At 70.9% G+C, this 15,191-nt stretch carries 12 protein-coding genes; 3 read left to right on the forward strand and 9 right to left on the reverse strand.

Annotated features, from left to right (window positions below; translation table 11 throughout):
• Positions 1-4: 4 nt before the first annotated feature.
• The 5 genes from SH922_RS08060 to SH922_RS08080 form a co-directional block, all read right to left on the reverse strand.
• On the reverse strand, positions 5-1,285 hold the full coding sequence (locus tag SH922_RS08060) for an NtaA/DmoA family FMN-dependent monooxygenase (RefSeq protein ID WP_393063487.1): 1,281 nt from the start codon (positions 1,283-1,285) through the stop codon (positions 5-7).
• Positions 1,286-1,302: 17 nt separating this feature from the next.
• Positions 1,303-2,370 (reverse strand): LLM class flavin-dependent oxidoreductase, encoded by a 1,068-nt coding sequence (locus SH922_RS08065; protein WP_393056416.1) that lies wholly within the window; start codon positions 2,368-2,370, stop codon positions 1,303-1,305.
• A 54-nt stretch (positions 2,371-2,424) separates the two neighbouring features.
• Positions 2,425-3,177 (reverse strand): amino acid ABC transporter ATP-binding protein, encoded by a 753-nt coding sequence (locus SH922_RS08070; RefSeq protein ID WP_393063488.1) that lies wholly within the window; start codon positions 3,175-3,177, stop codon positions 2,425-2,427.
• A gap of 112 nt (positions 3,178-3,289) precedes the next feature.
• Positions 3,290-5,134, reverse strand: a complete 1,845-nt coding sequence (locus tag SH922_RS08075; protein ID WP_393056418.1) for an FAD/NAD(P)-binding protein — start codon at positions 5,132-5,134, stop codon at positions 3,290-3,292.
• Entirely contained in the window at positions 5,131-5,997 is an 867-nt protein-coding gene (locus SH922_RS08080) for an amino acid ABC transporter permease (RefSeq protein ID WP_393056420.1), read from the reverse strand. The genes SH922_RS08075 and SH922_RS08080 overlap by 4 nt, the downstream gene beginning before the upstream one ends.
• A gap of 490 nt (positions 5,998-6,487) precedes the next feature.
• On the opposite strand from SH922_RS08080, the gene SH922_RS08085 reads away from it, so the two are divergent.
• The gene (locus SH922_RS08085) at positions 6,488-7,429 is read left to right on the forward strand and encodes an ABC transporter substrate-binding protein (protein WP_393056422.1); all 942 of its coding nucleotides are present in this window, start codon (positions 6,488-6,490) and stop codon (positions 7,427-7,429) included.
• Between the two features lie 75 nt (positions 7,430-7,504).
• Here the strand turns inward: SH922_RS08085 and SH922_RS08090 are convergent, their stop codons facing one another.
• Positions 7,505-8,737 carry a DUF5685 family protein gene (locus tag SH922_RS08090; protein WP_393063489.1) on the reverse strand — a complete coding sequence of 411 codons (1,233 nt, stop codon included), beginning with the start codon at positions 8,735-8,737 and terminating at the stop codon, positions 7,505-7,507.
• Between the two features lie 308 nt (positions 8,738-9,045).
• Between SH922_RS08090 and SH922_RS08095 the strand changes: the two genes are divergently transcribed.
• Positions 9,046-9,489: a cell division protein SepF gene (locus tag SH922_RS08095; RefSeq protein WP_393056424.1), complete on the forward strand. Its 444-nt coding sequence runs from the start codon at positions 9,046-9,048 to the stop codon at positions 9,487-9,489.
• A 39-nt stretch (positions 9,490-9,528) separates the two neighbouring features.
• Here SH922_RS08095 and SH922_RS08100 read toward each other — a convergent pair whose 3' ends face one another.
• A complete protein-coding gene (locus SH922_RS08100; protein WP_393056427.1) occupies positions 9,529-10,740 on the reverse strand; it encodes an acyl-CoA dehydrogenase family protein in 1,212 nt (403 codons plus the stop codon).
• A 95-nt stretch (positions 10,741-10,835) separates the two neighbouring features.
• Complete coding sequence (locus tag SH922_RS08105) at positions 10,836-12,575, reverse strand: MFS transporter (protein ID WP_393056429.1); 1,740 nt, start codon at positions 12,573-12,575, stop codon at positions 10,836-10,838.
• 554 nt (positions 12,576-13,129) lie between these two features.
• Here SH922_RS08105 and SH922_RS08110 point away from each other — a divergent pair.
• Entirely contained in the window at positions 13,130-14,191 is a 1,062-nt protein-coding gene (locus SH922_RS08110) for a phosphatase PAP2 family protein (protein ID WP_393056431.1), read from the forward strand.
• Positions 14,192-14,325: 134 nt separating this feature from the next.
• On the opposite strand, the gene SH922_RS08115 is transcribed toward SH922_RS08110, so the two are convergent.
• On the reverse strand, positions 14,326-14,541 hold the full coding sequence (locus SH922_RS08115; protein WP_393056433.1) for an I78 family peptidase inhibitor: 216 nt from the start codon (positions 14,539-14,541) through the stop codon (positions 14,326-14,328).
• Positions 14,542-15,191 lie beyond the last annotated feature (650 nt).

Raw genomic sequence — 15,191 nt, forward strand, 5'->3', positions numbered from 1 at the left:
GCGGTCAACCTTTCCATACCGGCTCGGCGATCCCGAGGTGCGACCGCAGCGTGGAGCCGGTGTAAGCGGTACGGAACACCCCCCGTTCCTGGAGGAGCGGAACGACCCGGTCGACGAAGTCGTCGAGGCCGCCGGGGGTGAGATGGGGAACGAGGACGAAGCCGTCGGCGGCTCCCGTGGCGACGAACCCGGCCATCTCGGCCGCCACGGTCCGCGGGCTGCCGACGAACGCCTGCCGGCCCGTCGCCTCGATGACGGTCTGCCGGATGGACAGCCCCTTCTCCCGGGACAGTTCGCGCCAGCGCGCCGCGACCGTGAGGGGGTCGCCGTGCCGGACCCGGCCCTGACTCAGAGCCGAATCGGGGACCGGGTCGCTCTCGGGAAGCGGCCCGTCGGGATCGTACGAGGAGAGGTCGCGGCCCCAGACCTGCTCCAGGGCCAGGATCGCGTTCTGCGGAGAGACCTGCTGGAGGCGGATCCCGGCCGCCCTTTCCCGCGCCTCGGCGTCGCTGTCGCCCAGCACCACACCGACGCCGGGCATGATCTTCAGTTCGCCGGGTTCCCGGCCGTACTTCGCGAGCCGCCCCTTGACGTCGGCACAGAAGGCGCGGCCCGCCTCCGGGGTGCCGTGCCGGGTGAAGACGATGTCGGCTACGGACGCGGCGAACTCGCGGCCTTCCGGGGAGTCCCCCGCCTGGATGACGACGGGGTACCCCTGCGGGGAGCGCGGGACGGTGAACTCGCCCTGGACGGAGAAGTGCCGGCCGTGGTGGGCGAAGGGGCGCGGGGTGCCGTCGGGCGTCCAGGAGTCCCACAGTTCGCGAGCGGTGGCGACGAACTCGGCGGCCCGGGTGTATCTGTCGGCCCGGTCGAGGTAGCCGCCGCGCCGGAAGTTCTCACCGGTGAAGGCGTCGGACGAGGTGACGACGTTCCACGCGGCCCGGCCGGCGCTGAGGTGGTCGAGGGTGGCGAACCGGCGGGCCAGTTCGAAGGGCTCGTTGAAGGTGGCGCTGACGGTGGCGGCGAGGCCGAGCCGGTCGGTGACGGCGGCCAGCGCGGCGAGCAGGGTGAGTGACTCGGGGCGGCCGGCCACGTCCAGGTCGTGGATCAGGCCGTTGTGCTCGCGCAGCCGTAGCCCCTCGGCGAGGAAGAAGAAGTCGAACAGCCCGCGTTCGGCCGTACGCGCGAGATGCTCGAAGGAGGAGAACTCGATCTGGCTGCCGGAGCGGGGGTCGTTCCACACGGTCGTGTTGTTCACACCCGGAAAGTGCGCGGCGAGATGCATCTGCTTCGGGGCGGCCGTCATACCCGTTCTCCTTGGCGGGTGTACCGGTTGGCCGGGCGGGCCAGGCCCAGGTGCTCGCGGAGGGTGCCGCCGGGGTAGAAGGTGCGGAACAGGCTGCGGTGCTGGAGCAGGGCCACCGTGCCGTTGACGATCCGTTCGAGGTCGCGCTCGGGGGTGATCGGGGTGAGGTGGAAGCCGTCGACTGCTCCGGCCCGGTGCCACTGGGTGATCAGGTCGGCGAGGTCGACCGGACCGCCGCGGTAGTAGGTGCCGTGCCCGGCGAGCGGCGGTCCGCTCTTCAGCCCCGGTTCCGGGGCCGATTCGGCGTCGCCGAGGTCGACGCTGAGCGCGGCGAGCACCCGCAGCGTCCCGGGGTCGCGTCCGTGGGCCGCTGCGCGGCGGTGCACGTCGTCACGGATCTCGGCGGCCCGCTCGGGCGTGCCGGCCCGTACGAGCACCACATCGGCGTGGCGGGCGGCGGTCTCCCTGGCCGGGTCCGCCGTACCGTCGACGACCGTGACCGGGTGACCCTGCGGGGGCCGGGGCACGATGGCGGGTCCGCGGACGCTGAAGGTGGCACCCTCGAAGTCGGCGTAGTGCAGCTTGTCGCGGTCGAGGAAGCGGCCGCCGGCGGCGTCCCGGATCTCCGCGCCGTCCTCCCAGCTGTCCCAGAGGCGCGCTCCCACTTCGGCGGCCTCGCCGGCCTCCCTCCACAGTTCGGCGGCGGGCGCGGCGGGGCGGCGGCCGAACAGCCGGGCCTCGGCGTCGGTCGTCGACACGTCCACGCACTGTCCGGCCCGGCCGCCGCTGACCCAGTCCAGCGTGGCCACGGCGGACGACACGTGGAAGGGCTCGGTGTGGGTGGTGGTGACCGTCGGTACGAGCCCGATCCTGCGGGTGCCGGGCGCGACCCGGGACAGCACGGCGAGTGCGTCAGGTCCGGGCCGGGCGAACGAGTCGCCGAGGGTGACGAAGTCGAGGGTCCCGCGTTCGGCGAGCCGGGCAAGGCCCGTGTAGTGCGCGGGGTCGTAGCGGGGCGGGCCGCCGATCTCGGCGGCCAGGTGGAGAGGACGGAGGTGAGACATGGCGGGCTCTTTCGGAAAGGTTCGGAAGTGGCTTCGAGGCCCTGGGATTCCGGGTCACAGGACCTTGGAGAGGAAGGCGCGCGTGCGTTCGTGGCGCGGCCGGCCGAGTACGCCGTCGGGCGGGCCCTGCTCGACGATCCGTCCCTCGTCCATGAAGACGACGGTGTCGGCCACCTCGCGGGCGAACCCGATCTCGTGCGTGACGACGATCATCGTGGTGCCCTGTTCCGCCAGGTCCTTGATCACGTCGAGGACCTCGCCGACGAGTTCGGGGTCGAGCGCCGAGGTGGGCTCGTCGAAGAGCAGCAGTTTCGGTTCGAGGGCCAGCGCCCGCGCGATGGCGACGCGCTGCTGCTGGCCGCCGGAGAGCTGCTTCGGGTACGCCGTCGCCCTGTCGTCGAGTCCGACGCGGGCGAGGAGCCGGTGCGCGGCGTCGACGGCCTCCTTCTTCGTACGGCCGAGCGCGGCCACCGGGGCCTCGGTGACGTTCTCCAGGACGGTGAGGTGGGGAAAGAGGTGGAAGTTCTGGAAGACGAAGCCGATCCGGGTGCGGCGGCGCAGGACCTCGCGCTCAGGCAGTTCGTACAGCTTGTCGCCCTTCCTGCGGTAGCCGACGAACTCCCCGTCGACCGTGATCGATCCACGGTCCGCCTTCTCCAGGTGGTTGATCGTGCGCAGCAGGGTGGACTTCCCGGAACCGGAAGGGCCGAGGATCACGGTCACTTCGCCGGTGCGTACGGACAGGTCGATGCCGCGCAGGACGTCCAGGGAGCCGAAGCTCTTGTGCACGCCCCGGATCTCGACCATGGGTGCGGCTGCCTCGTGGGCAGGCGCGGCGGCCGGTTCGCTCTTCGGGGGACGGCTGGTCGTCTTCATGGTGATGTCCTCGGGCGGTTCGGATCGGGGGTGGGCGCGCAGGTCAGCCATCGGTGCCGCCGAGGTCACGCAGGAAGGTGAGAGCGGCGCGTGCGGTGGCGTCGTTCTGCCCGAAGGCCGGGCCGCCGGTGCGTGGCCGGGTGAAGGCTCCGCTCGTGCGCGCCGCGGTGTGCGGGCCGAGTGCGAAGCGGCGGGGGTGCGGGAGGCCGTCGCGGTCCAGGATCCGGCCGTCGCCGGGGTCGACCGCGAGCAGTCCGGTGGCGGTGGCGGCGGCCCCGTCCTCGTACAGCGCCCGGAGCAGGGTGCTGCGGGTGCGTCGCGGCGAGGGGTCGGGCAGCCGGGCCTCGACGAGGGCGCGGGCCTCGGTCCGCTCCCCCGGAACCGTGGCGCTGCCTGCCCGGAAGAGGCCCTGCTCCTCGTCGGTCTCGACCGTTGTCCCGGCACCGAGGAAGCGGACGACACCGGCCCGGGAGAGGGCGAGCAGCTGTCGGAGCCGGGGGCCGGGCGGCCCGGAGGCGAGGTAGCTGAAGAAGCCGTGCCACCAGTCCCCGATGTCGCCGAACCGGATCAACTGGCCGTATACGGAGAGCAGTCCGAGGAAGGCGGCGAGGTCCTCGCTGTGCCCGGGATCGTGCCTGCGTGCCAGGTCCGCGGTGATGTAGGCGCGCGCCGCCTCCTGGAAGGAGGCGGACGAGGTGTGGCGCACCCCGTCCAGTGGGTGGTCGAGCGCCGCCAGGTCGAGCCGGTCGGCGGGGTCGGGGACGGCCGCCTCGATCACGGCCCGCAATTCGGCGCTTCCCGGGGCGGCCGCCGCGTACTTCTCCTCGAACGCTGTCCAGTCGGCCGTGGTGCGCTCCGGGTGGGAGGCGAAGAGGCGGTGGTAGTGGGCGTAGCCGAGCTCTTTGTCGACATGGGGCCATATGTCGCGGTGGAAGTCGGGTGGTTCCGGCCGGTTCAGGAGTTCCTCGGCCCGGTCGGGGCCGAAGAAGCGCGGGAGCGGCGGCCGCTCGCCGGGCCGGACGTACCCGATCTTGGAGTGGTAGGGGACACCGCGCCGCGATCCGACGTACAGGACGGGTTCCTTCCCGGAGGGCAGGTACGTGCCGTTCTCGTACCGTCCGCCGCGGCCCTCGGTGAGCAGCACCATCAGATCGATGAAGGCGAGTCCGAAGCCCCGGACTATGACGGGTTCGCCTGCGGGCAGGGCGCTCAGGTCGCTGTCTGCGGTGAAGTCGGGCGGCAGGTGGACGAGGCCGTGCCGCTCGGCGAAGCGGGACAACCGCCGGTGCTCGTCGTCCGGTTCGGCGTCGAGGTGGCCGATGGTGAGGACCACGAGGTCGGCGGTGAGCGGTTCGGCGCGGCCCTCCAGGTGGACGGACTGATGGCCGCCGCGCGGGCCGGTGACGCGCAGCGCGCGGACGCGGTGGTCGTGGACGGTGACGGTGGGCGGGAGTGCGGCCACCGACTGCTCGTACACCCAGCGCAGGTAGGCGCCCTGCAGCCGCCGGCTCGGGAAGTCCGGCCCCTTCAACGCCTCGATCTCGTCACGGAGTCCGGGTTCGGCGGCGACGTCCGGTCCGGGTTCGGTCCGCCCCTCGCGCACATCGGCCGCCCAGGCGTCGAGCGCCGGCCCCGGCCGTACGGGGCCTTCCTGGCGGACGGTTTCGTCGGTGAACATCGTGACGTCCTCGGCCATGGAGTTCATCCACAGCAGCGGCGACTGGTCGTGGCGCCAGATCCGGCCACCGCCGGGCGGGAACGGGTCGACGAGGTGGATGTCAAGCGGCCGGTCGCCGTACAGCGAGGGGGCGTTGGCGGCGATGCGCTCGATGAGACCGGTGCCGCGCGGTCCGGCCCCGATGACGACCAGCGTCGGTACGGCGCTCACCGGGCGTCCCCGGTGCCGCGCGCGTAGTGCCGCTCGACGTAGTACTGGCCGACGCTCAGCAGCGAGGTCACGACGACGTACCAGAGGGTGGCGACCAGCAGCAGCGGGATGACCTGGTAGGTGCGGTGGTAGACGAGCTGGACCGAGTACAGCAGGTCCTGCACGGCGATGATGCTGACGATCGAGGTGCCCTTGAGGGTGCCGATGAGCATGTTCCCCGCGGGCGGCACGATGGAGCGCATCGCCTGCGGCAGCACGATCCGGTACAGCCGCCGCCACGGGCCGAGGCCGAGGGACTGGGCGGCCTCCAGCTGTCCGCGCTCCACGGACAGGATGCCGCCGCGGACGACTTCCGCCGCGTACGCGGCCTCGTGGAGCGTCAGTCCGATGACGGCGACCGTGACGGGGCCGAGGAGGTTCACGGTACGGACGCCGAGTATCTCCGGGTAGAGCGCTCCGATGTTGAACCAGAACAGCAGCTGGACCAGGATCGGGGTGGACCTGAAGAGCCATACGTACCCCCAGCCGACCGCCTGGAGCACGCGGTTGGCGGAGAGCCTGAGGACGGCGAGCAGCGTCCCCAGCGCGAAACCGAGGGCCATCACGAGCGCGGTGAGCCAGAGCGTGAGCCCGAGGCCGCGCAGCACCGCCGTGGTGGTGAAGTAGTCGCCGACGACGTCCCATTGGAAGGCGTCGTTGCGGATGACGGAGTTCAGTGCGAGGGCGAGCACGATCAGTACGGCGACGGCCGCCGTCCACTGGCCGGTCCGGCGCACCGGGACGATCCGCAGCCGGTCGGCATCGTTGTCTTCGAGGGGCTCGGCCGGGAGAGCCGGCGGGAGGATGTCTGTCTGTGCGGACATGCGAGGGCTCCGTGGATGCGGCGATCGAACACGGGGCGCGCCCTCGGCACGGAACACAACGGTGGAACACAACGGGGACCGGGCCCCTCAGCCCGATCCGCCTTTGAGGTAAGCGCTGTTCACGGCGGCTTGTCAACCCTGTCCACACTGTGAGCCGTACGTCTCAGCTCAGTTGACGGACCACCGGATGCCTGTTCCACTTGGGCCATGCATTCGCAGCAGTGGCTGGTCAAGCGCTCCCACATCGACTTCGGTCGCGTGTGGTCCTGTTCCTGTTGAGCTGACGCCCTGCCTCGCCCCGCATTTCTGCTCGCGCCGTGAACCGGCGCCTGAGCCCTTCTCCCCGCGTGCCCTCGCGTACACAACAGCGCACCACCCTCCCCTCGCACAGGTCTTCCCGTTCGTTCCGCCTTTCCTCCGCCCCGGCCGTGGGCCGCCGCGCGCTGCCCCGCGCCCCTCCACGGCCGATGAAACTGGAGAACCATCTCTGATGCCCCGTACCCGGCACACCGCTGTCTTCGCGCTGATCACCGCCGCCACACTGACGCTGACCGCGTGCGGGTCCGGCGATCCGGCTGCCGCGCCCGCCGGCGCGGCCGGTTCCGCCGCCAAGGGCGCGATCCCCACCACCGACGTCGTGTCAGGAGTGAAGAAGGACGCGGCCGCTGCCGCCCTGCTGCCCGCCGAGGTCCGCTCCGCAGGCACCCTGAACATCGCCTCCAGCGTCGGCACCCCGCCCGGCGCCACCTATCTCGCGGACGGTACGACCCTGGCCGGCACCGACATCGACTTCGGGGACGCCGTGGCCAGGGTGCTCGGGCTGAAGCCGAAGCGGGAGGTCGCCGCGTTCGAGGCGATCCTGCCCGCGCTCAGCAGCGGGAAGTACGAGGTGGGCACCGGCAACTTCGGCGTGACCGACGAACGCAGTCGGACGATCGACTTCGTCACTTACCTCAACGACGGCCAGGGCTTCGCGGTCCGTGACGACAGCGAACTGACCGGGATCACCGATCTCACCCAGCTCTGCGGCCTGACCGTCGGCACCACGGCGGGCACCACGTTCGAGGTGACGCTGGAGGAGAACCGGCACCGGTGCTCCGAGGCCGGCAAGAAGGCGTACGACGTGAAGACGTACTCCGATGCGTCGGCCGTCTGGACCTCGCTCCAGCAGGGGCGTACGGACGTGGTGATGTCGACCATCAACGGACTCAGGTATGCCGTACAGCAGCAGGAGGGTGTGCGCTTCCTCAACGAGTTCAAGCGTCTCGACGTCGGCTTCGCCTTCAAGAAGGGCACTCCACTGGCGCCCGCCTTCCAGGCGGCCGTGAACCGTCTCAAGGCGGACGGCACCTACGACCGGATCCTGAAGAAGTGGGGCATCTCCGCCTCGGCCGTCAAGACCTCGCAGATCTCGCCGCCCGAAATCAAGTGACGCACGATCAGCAGCCGCAGCCGCACGACGCGGGGTCAGCAGCCGCAGTCGCACCGCGTACCGCGTACCGCGACGTCAGCAGCTGCAGTCGCACCCGCAGCAGTCACAGCCGTCGCAGCAGTCCCCGCAGTTGCTGCAGCAGTCGCAGGCGTCGCAGCAGTCGCCGCAGTCGCACTGACTGCACAGCCCCTCGCGCCGCTGCCGGCTCCACGGGTCGTCGAAGGTGCCGCAGCACATCTGGCAGGTGCAGGCGAGACCCGCCCACACCAGGCACCCCATGACGAGCCCGCGCCGGTCACGCGGGGGCTCCGGCGGCTGCGGCGGACCGAAGGGCCCCCCGGGCCCTGTGGGGGCGTAGGGATTACCCGGGGGCGGCCCGAACGACCCCGTGGGCCGCCCTCCTGACGGATGGCCGGCTTCGGTCAGGAGCCCGCCGCCCTGATGGGAGCAGACATCCGTGGCGAAGGCCCGGTCCACCGAACGCCGCAGTTCGTGCGCCAGCAGCACATGGGCGAGCTTGCCGTCGGTGAATTCCGCGTCCCGCAGCGCCAGCCGTACGCCGCGCAGCGCGTCGTCGCACAGCCGCCGGGCCTCCGTACGCGAGGTGCCGGTCGCCGTGAGTGGGTTCCAGGCACCCGACGCGGCGTCAGCTTCCTGGTCCTCCACGGCGTCCAGCAGGTGCGCGAGGCGTCCGAAGAGGCGCCCGGCCTCGGCGAGCGGCTCGGCGTTCTGCGGCTTGCCCGCGAGTACGGCGGTGTGTGCAAAGGCCGCCGCGGTGGCGGTCTCGGTGGGCTCGGTGACCGTCAGCAGCGGGGTGCCGGGCCCCGCGAGCAGCTCGATGCCGGTCTGCCGGTCGACGGCGTCGACGAGCAGCGCCGTGTCGAAGCCGAGCTGTGCGCCGGTGCGAGCTCCCGCCCGGTCCCAGCCCGCTGCCACCCTGCGCGCGGCCGCGGCCACCGGGCGGCGCGCCAACAGGCCGTCCCGGTCGGCCACGTGGTCGCGCACCTTGGCGGAGGCCAGCACCAGCGAGACGGCGGCCGCCAGCCTGGCGCCCTCGCCCCGCGCGACGGGGGCGGTGCGCATGGCGCGCAGGGGGCAAGGCCCCGCCGTGCGCCGCTGCGCGGAGGTGCGTTCGGCCTGAGCCTCCGTCAGGACCGAGACGATCAGACCGTCATAGTTCGTGACGATCCGGGCGAACTGCCCGTGATCGGAGCGAAGTGCGAGACAGAGCCCACAGAGATGGGCCATCCACTCGGCCTTGAGCCCTTCCGACAAGCGATGAGTACAGGGCCTCACGATTCCGAACACAGCCATCCCCCGGGAGCCGTTCACCTGTGCGCCGCAGTCGGGCGCGTGCGCGACGTGCATCGTATCGAGTGACCCGTTCACCCGTACGTCCCCCATGTCACCCGTACGGACCGGAGGAGCATATTTTCTTATCCCCAGGGCCCTTACGCAGGAGGAACCTTGACGAATCGCCACATCTTCTGCACCAGTACCGTCACGAATGCCCTGCGCGCCGCCTATCCCCTTGGCGCACGATCCGCATCATGGACGACCATAGGGATACGAAAGACATGCGGAACACCAAAGAACCGCGGTGAGAGGAGGCGTCCATGGGATCGGTGCGCAAGGCGAGTGCCTGGCTGGGCCTCGTAGAGGACAACGACGAGCGGTACTACGACGACGACGAGTACGCCGAAGGTGCACGGACCGGGGCCGGTCAGGCCTGGGTGACCGATCCGCGGGTGCAGGTGGCCTCGGAGGCGGCCGAGGAGACGGGCCGCCGGATCGCCACGGTGACCCCGGACAGCTTCCGGGACGCCCGGAGCATCGGAGAGCTCTTCCGGGACGGCGTCCCGGTGATCATGAACCTCACATCCATGGACTCCTCCGACGCCAAGCGCGTGGTGGACTTCGCCGCGGGACTGATCTTCGGACTGCGCGGGTCGATCGACCGCGTGGCCACCCGGGTCTTCCTGCTGACCCCCGCCGACACCCAGGTCGTCAACGGCGAAGCCGCCGGCCGGCCGGCCGACGGCTTCTTCAACCAGAGCTGAGCGGGGCGCTCACCGGATCGGTCCGGCCGCGACCCCCGTCTACCGGAACGCGTCCAGGCCGGTGAGCGCCTTGCCCAGCACCAGCTGGTGCATCTCCACGGTTCCTTCGTAGGTGAGCACCGACTCCAGATTCGTCGCGTGACGCATCACCGGGTACTCGAGCGAGATCCCGTTGGCGCCGAGGATCGTGCGCGAGGTGCGGCAGATCTCGATGGCCTCCCGCACGTTGTTCAGCTTTCCGAAACTGACCTGCTCCGGACGGAGCCTGCCCGCGTCCATCCGACGGCCGAGGTGGTGGGCGAGCAGGATTCCCTTGTGCAGTTCCACGGCCATGTCGGCGAGCTTGGCCTGGGTGAGCTGGAAGCCGCCGATCGGCTTCCCGAACTGCTCACGCGTCCTCGCGTAGTCGACGGCCGCCTCGAAGCTGGACCGGGCGGCGCCCATGGCTCCCCAGACGATGCCGTAGCGGGCATGGCTGAGACAGCTGAGCGGGCCGCGCAGTCCGGTGACGCCGGGCAGTACGGCATCGGCGGGCAGCCGCACCTCGTCGAGGATCAGCTCGCTGGTGACCGAGGCGCGCAGGGACCACTTGTGCCGGATCTCGGGCGCGGAGAAGCCGGGGGCGTCGGTGGGCACCACGAATCCGCGGATGCCGCTGCCGGCACTGCCCTCGTCGGTCTGCGCCCAGACGACGGCGACCCCGGCGACCGAGCCGTTGGTGATCCACATCTTCCGGCCGCTGAGGACCCAGTCCTCGCCGTCACGCTTGGCGTACGTCCGCATGCCGGCGGGGTCGGAGCCGTGGTCCGGCTCGGTGAGGCCGAAGCAGCCGATGATCTCGCCGGCCGCCATGCCGGGCAGCCACTGCCGCTTCTGCTCCTCGGAGCCGAAGCGGTGGATGGCGTACATGGCGAGGGAGCCCTGCACGGAGACGAGCGAGCGGATCCCGGAGTCGGCCGCCTCCAGCTCCAGACAGGCCAGTCCGTACTGGACCGCGGTGGCGCCCGCACAGCCGTACCCCTGAAGGGACATGCCCAGGGCCCCGAGCGAACCGAGTTCGCGGGCCAGCTCACGGATGCCGGGCAGCTCGCCGTTCTCGTACCACTCGGCGATGTGCGGCAGGACCCGGTCGGCGGCCCAGACGCGGACCGTGTCGCGGATCGCGAGATCCTCGGCGCCCAGGAGGTCGTCGATGCCGATCGGGTCGCGGGGGTCGAAGGGCGGGAGTTTCGAGGACGGAGCGGTGGACATGAGGGAGTGCCTCCGGCGGCTCGCACGGTACCGATGTCGGTGGGGGGCGCCGAAAACTAGCAGCGTTAGTTACGGCGTCGTGCCGACGTTACGACTCAGTGTGCCGCGCGTCCAGAGCCCGTGGCCTCGGCCGGCCTGCGCCGCGCGGGCAGCCGGAGCAGCACCTCGGGCCTCTCCTGGACCGGCAGCTCGTGGGAGCTCGGGAGCTCGCCGGGCCCAAGGGGCTCGTGCGCGTTCCTGGCACCGGGCACCTCGGGAGCGTCCGCTTGCTCCTGGGATTCACAGAGCAGCGGCGGGCACTCCATCACGCGCGGCAACTTCAACGCGGCAAGTGCCCCGAGCAGCAGCAGGCTCGCGCTGACCAGCAAGGTGATGTGCAGCCCGCCGACGAAGGCGTTCCGGGCGGTGTCGCGCAGTACGGCGCCGAGGGGACCGCCCAGCTGCGAGGCGACCTGGTACGCCTCACCGAGGGAGTGCGAGGCTGCGGCACCGGCGGAGGCGGGGACCCCCTGCTCGGGGAGCCTCGCCAGGCCGGGGGCGTACGCGGCGTTCATCACGCTGCCGAGCAGGGCGATGCCCATGCCGGCGCCCAGCTGGTAGGAGGTCTCACCTATCGCGGCAGCCCCGCCGGCCCGCTCGGCCGGTGCCTCGCTGAGCATGGACTCGTACGCACCGAAGAGCGTGGACTGCAGACCGAAGCCCAGCACGACGAAGGACACGGTCAGCAGCCCGGGCCGGTCGTGCTGACCCATCGCGGTCAGCATCAGCACCGCCACCGCCGTGAGGACGAAGCCCCAGCCGACCATCCGGCGCGGCCCGATCCGGCGCAGCGTGTACGAGCCGGTGGCACCTGCGGCCATGGCGGCGAATGTGAGCGGCAGCAGCCGCAGACCGGTCTCCAGCGGACTGAGGTCCAGGACGAGCTGGAGGTACTGGACGGCGATCAGCTCCAGGCCGACCAGGGCCAGCATGGCGAGGACGATGCAGCCCACCGCGGCGGTGAAGGCGGGCCTGGAGAACATCCCGATGTCGATCAGCGGATGCGTCCGCCGCTTCTGGCGGCGGACGAACGCGACCAGCAGTACGGCCCCGACCAGCAGCGGAACGAGCGTGCCGGGACCCAGCAGCCCCTCTCCGGTCCCCGCCCGCTTCACGCCGAGGACGACGCCGAGCACACCGGCGGCTGCCATCAGCGCACCGAACACGTCCCAGGGCCCGTCGTCGCTGCCACGCGACTCCGGGAGCAGGAGCCTGCCGACCGGCAGGATCAGGGCCATCAGCGGGATGTTGATCAGGAAGACCGAGCCCCACCAGAAGTGCTCGACGAGGAAGCCGCCGATGACCGGTCCGGTGGCGGCGCCGACTGCGGCGACGGCGGTCCACACCCCGATGGCCACGGCCCGCTCACGGCGGTCGGGAAACACCTGCCGGAGGATCGACAGCGTCGCCGGCATGATCATCGCGCCGCCGACGCCGAGGAGGGCCCGCGCCACTATGAGCACGCCCGCACTGTCCGCCATGGCCGCGACGCCCGAGGCGATCCCGAAGAGTGCGTAGCCGAGCAGCAGGATGCGCCGGCGCCCGACCCGGTCACCGAGCGTTCCGAAGAGGATCAGCAGGGACGCGCAGACCAGCGGGTAGACGTCCACGATCCACAGCAGACCGACGGCGCTGGGCCGCAGGTCCTCGGTGACGGCGGGGACGGCGACGTGGAGCACGGTCGCGTCGAGTGCCACGAGCAGCAGACTGAGGCAGAGGACGACCAGCACGAGCCATCGATTGGCTCCGTCGGCGGCTTCGCGCAGACGGATTCGGGCTGTGGTCGTCCCGGACATGCATCTACCTCCCAAAAGGTCCCTCGCGCTCGGCAGGCCCCCGGGGATTCAGCGTCGCTGTCCCTCCGGGCCCGGCATCGACGGGCGAGTGATCCGTCAGCGTACGCGAGTTCGACAGGGCCACACGTGGCCCATCTCATACCTGCCGACGTCGTCGAGTGTGGCGTACGCCACTGCGGCCGCCCGTCCCGGGGCGCTCCAGGGCGCCACCCCGACCTGCGACAACCGGCCGTCCTGCCGCACGGACCGCGGGCCCGGGCGCCCGCGCGCCCCCTCCGCTGCACGCCTGCCGCAGGCGTGCAGTAACCGGACCGACACCGTCCGTTCGGCTCCGCGAGCCCTCACGAATAATCCACTTCGCCATCCGGCGCGCTATTCCGTCAATACCCGAATGCACTTACGGAATGTCTGTCAAAAAATGAAACACGAGGAACCCTGAGCTCTCCGAACACCCAGAAAAACGAGCCGCACTGAGACATAGTCCACATCACATCGTCATCACAAAGCGGCCGGATCGACCGGGTCACCCACTCACTCGCTGTAACGTCGATTGGGTGCGTACCGACATCTTTGCCCGTCTGGACCGGGAGCCGGAACCGCCGAAGATAGAGACACCGCGGATGAGCCGTCACCGCATCGCTCTCTTCGGCGGGACGTTGGCGTTCTATCTGGCCATCGTCATTGCCGTGCTCATGTCTTCCTGGCTGGTGACCCTGGACTGGAAGGTCATGCTCTTCCGGCCGTACCAGCAGTGGCCGAGCATCCACGCCTTCCTCGACTACTACGTCGTCCTCGGCCAGCGCGGACCGACTGCGGTCATGGTCGCCTGCTGGCTGGGCTGGCGATCCTGGCGGCAGCACACCCTGCGGCCCCTGCTGACGCTGGGCGCCTCGCTCCTGCTGCTCAATGTCACGGTGGGTGCGGTCAAGATCGGCCTCGGCCGGCTCGGCCCGCACTACGCGACCCAGATCGGATCGGCCGAACTCTTCGCCGGCGGCGATATATTTCCGTCCGGGCACACTGCCAACGCCGTCGTGACCTGGGGAATCCTTGCCTACCTGGCCGCCACGCCGCGAGCCAGGCGGTACCTGTCGGCCATGTCCGCGATCGTCTCGCTGGGGGTCGGCCTGACGACGGTCTACCTCGGTACGCACTGGCTCAGCGACGTGGTTCTCGGCTGGGCGGCGGGACTGCTGATCCTCCTGGGCCTGCCCTGGGTCGAACCGCTGATCACCCGTGCCGAGAACTGGATCTTCGCGGCCCGCGAGTGGCTGAGCGCACGCGGCAGGACCGTGGCACCGGCGCCCGTCCCGGCAGGCACTCCGCAGCCCGCACCCGCAGGCCGGCAGACCGCCTCCGAACCGGCGCGGAGCCCGGCCCGTACGGCGTCCGGGGCTGCTTCCGCAGCCGCTTCCGGGGCGAGCGGACACCCGACAGCGGTGGCCACAGCCACCAGTAGCCGCCCGCGCGCGCACACGGCGCCGCCCGCGTACCAGGGTCACCCGCCGCGCTCCGAGCGGACCCCGGTCACCCCGGCCGGCAGCCGCCGCCCGCCGCACGCGGACCGCACGCCCCGCGGCGGTACGGCTCCGGCCCGGCCGGTGGCCGGCGGCTGACCCGCGGAGCTGCGGAGCTGCGGAGCTGCGGGAACGGTGCGCACAGCCCCACCCCGCGTATGACTGAAGGCCCCGACTCCGGTCGGGGCCTTCAGTCATACGCGCACGTGGGCTCAGGGGGTCGTACGGAGCCCTCAGCCGGTCCAGCAGCGCCTGACGACGCCTGCGTCGACCTCGAAGTTGATCCGGCCGCCCTGGAACTCCATGGTGATGACCATGCCCGGCGGCAGGGCTCTGACGGTGGCCCAGCCTCGCTCCCGGGCCCGCCGTTCGGCGGTCTCGGCGGGGAGGCCGACGTAGGCGCCGGGGGTGTCGTCCGGCTGGGCGGAGGGAGTCGGTACGGGTGCCATGTCTCCCACCGTAGGCGGCCCGGGGCAGCGGCGGAAGCCGGGGCGCAACCCGTCACACGGCATCCTCACGTACCTCGCCGGTCACGCTTGTGTCACAGGATCACCACACGTGTTCCCCTCGAAGTCATTCGTTCGGACGCATGATTCGGCATCGGACGCACAGTAATCACACAGGGCCGAAAATGATCACCCAAACGGGCCGGAATGACCCGGAAAACGAGCCGAAAAGCCACTGCCGAGTGACGTCGGTTTCACTCCGGAATGACCACCCGTAAATGAACACACCACCGGGAATTCACTCTTCCTTATTGCACCCTTATCTGGAGGTGATGATATCCACACCATCCCACCACCGCCCCACCCCGCCCCGCCTCCTTCCGCCCGTATAGCGGACACCCGGATCATCCGCATTCCGGCCCGTGAGGCAAGGCGGGCGCGGGGGTGGGCGCCGTTCACAGGGGCCCAACGGGCAAGGGTCACTCCTCACCCGCCCCGCCCCCCGCCGAGCGGCCCGGACGCCTGCGGCACCTTCCGTCGGTGCAGCATTTGTCCCGGTATCACCTGCCCGTTCGCGACCTGGTCGCCCTGGGCGGTTCGATTCCGTTCCCCTTCTCGCGTGACCCCGACCACGGCTCACCCGTTGTCTCTTC

The sequence above is a fragment of the Streptomyces sp. LN549 genome, assembly GCF_043203805.1.
Lineage (GTDB): Bacteria > Actinomycetota > Actinomycetes > Streptomycetales > Streptomycetaceae > Streptomyces.

Bases quoted from the DNA above. Each gene is read 5' to 3' on its own strand.
- SH922_RS08060 (WP_393063487.1), bottom strand. From the start codon at position 1,285: ATGCATCTCGCCGCGCACTTTCCGGGTGTGAACAACACGACCGTGTGG.
- SH922_RS08065 (WP_393056416.1), bottom strand. From the start codon at position 2,370: ATGTCTCACCTCCGTCCTCTCCACCTGGCCGCCGAGATCGGCGGCCCG.
- SH922_RS08070 (WP_393063488.1), bottom strand. From the start codon at position 3,177: ATGGTCGAGATCCGGGGCGTGCACAAGAGCTTCGGCTCCCTGGACGTC.
- SH922_RS08080 (WP_393056420.1), bottom strand. From the start codon at position 5,997: ATGTCCGCACAGACAGACATCCTCCCGCCGGCTCTCCCGGCCGAGCCC.
- SH922_RS08085 (WP_393056422.1), top strand. From the start codon at position 6,488: ATGCCCCGTACCCGGCACACCGCTGTCTTCGCGCTGATCACCGCCGCC.
- SH922_RS08095 (WP_393056424.1), top strand. From the start codon at position 9,046: ATGGGATCGGTGCGCAAGGCGAGTGCCTGGCTGGGCCTCGTAGAGGAC.
- SH922_RS08100 (WP_393056427.1), bottom strand. From the start codon at position 10,740: ATGTCCACCGCTCCGTCCTCGAAACTCCCGCCCTTCGACCCCCGCGAC.
- SH922_RS08105 (WP_393056429.1), bottom strand. From the start codon at position 12,575: ATGTCCGGGACGACCACAGCCCGAATCCGTCTGCGCGAAGCCGCCGAC.
- SH922_RS08115 (WP_393056433.1), bottom strand. From the start codon at position 14,541: ATGGCACCCGTACCGACTCCCTCCGCCCAGCCGGACGACACCCCCGGC.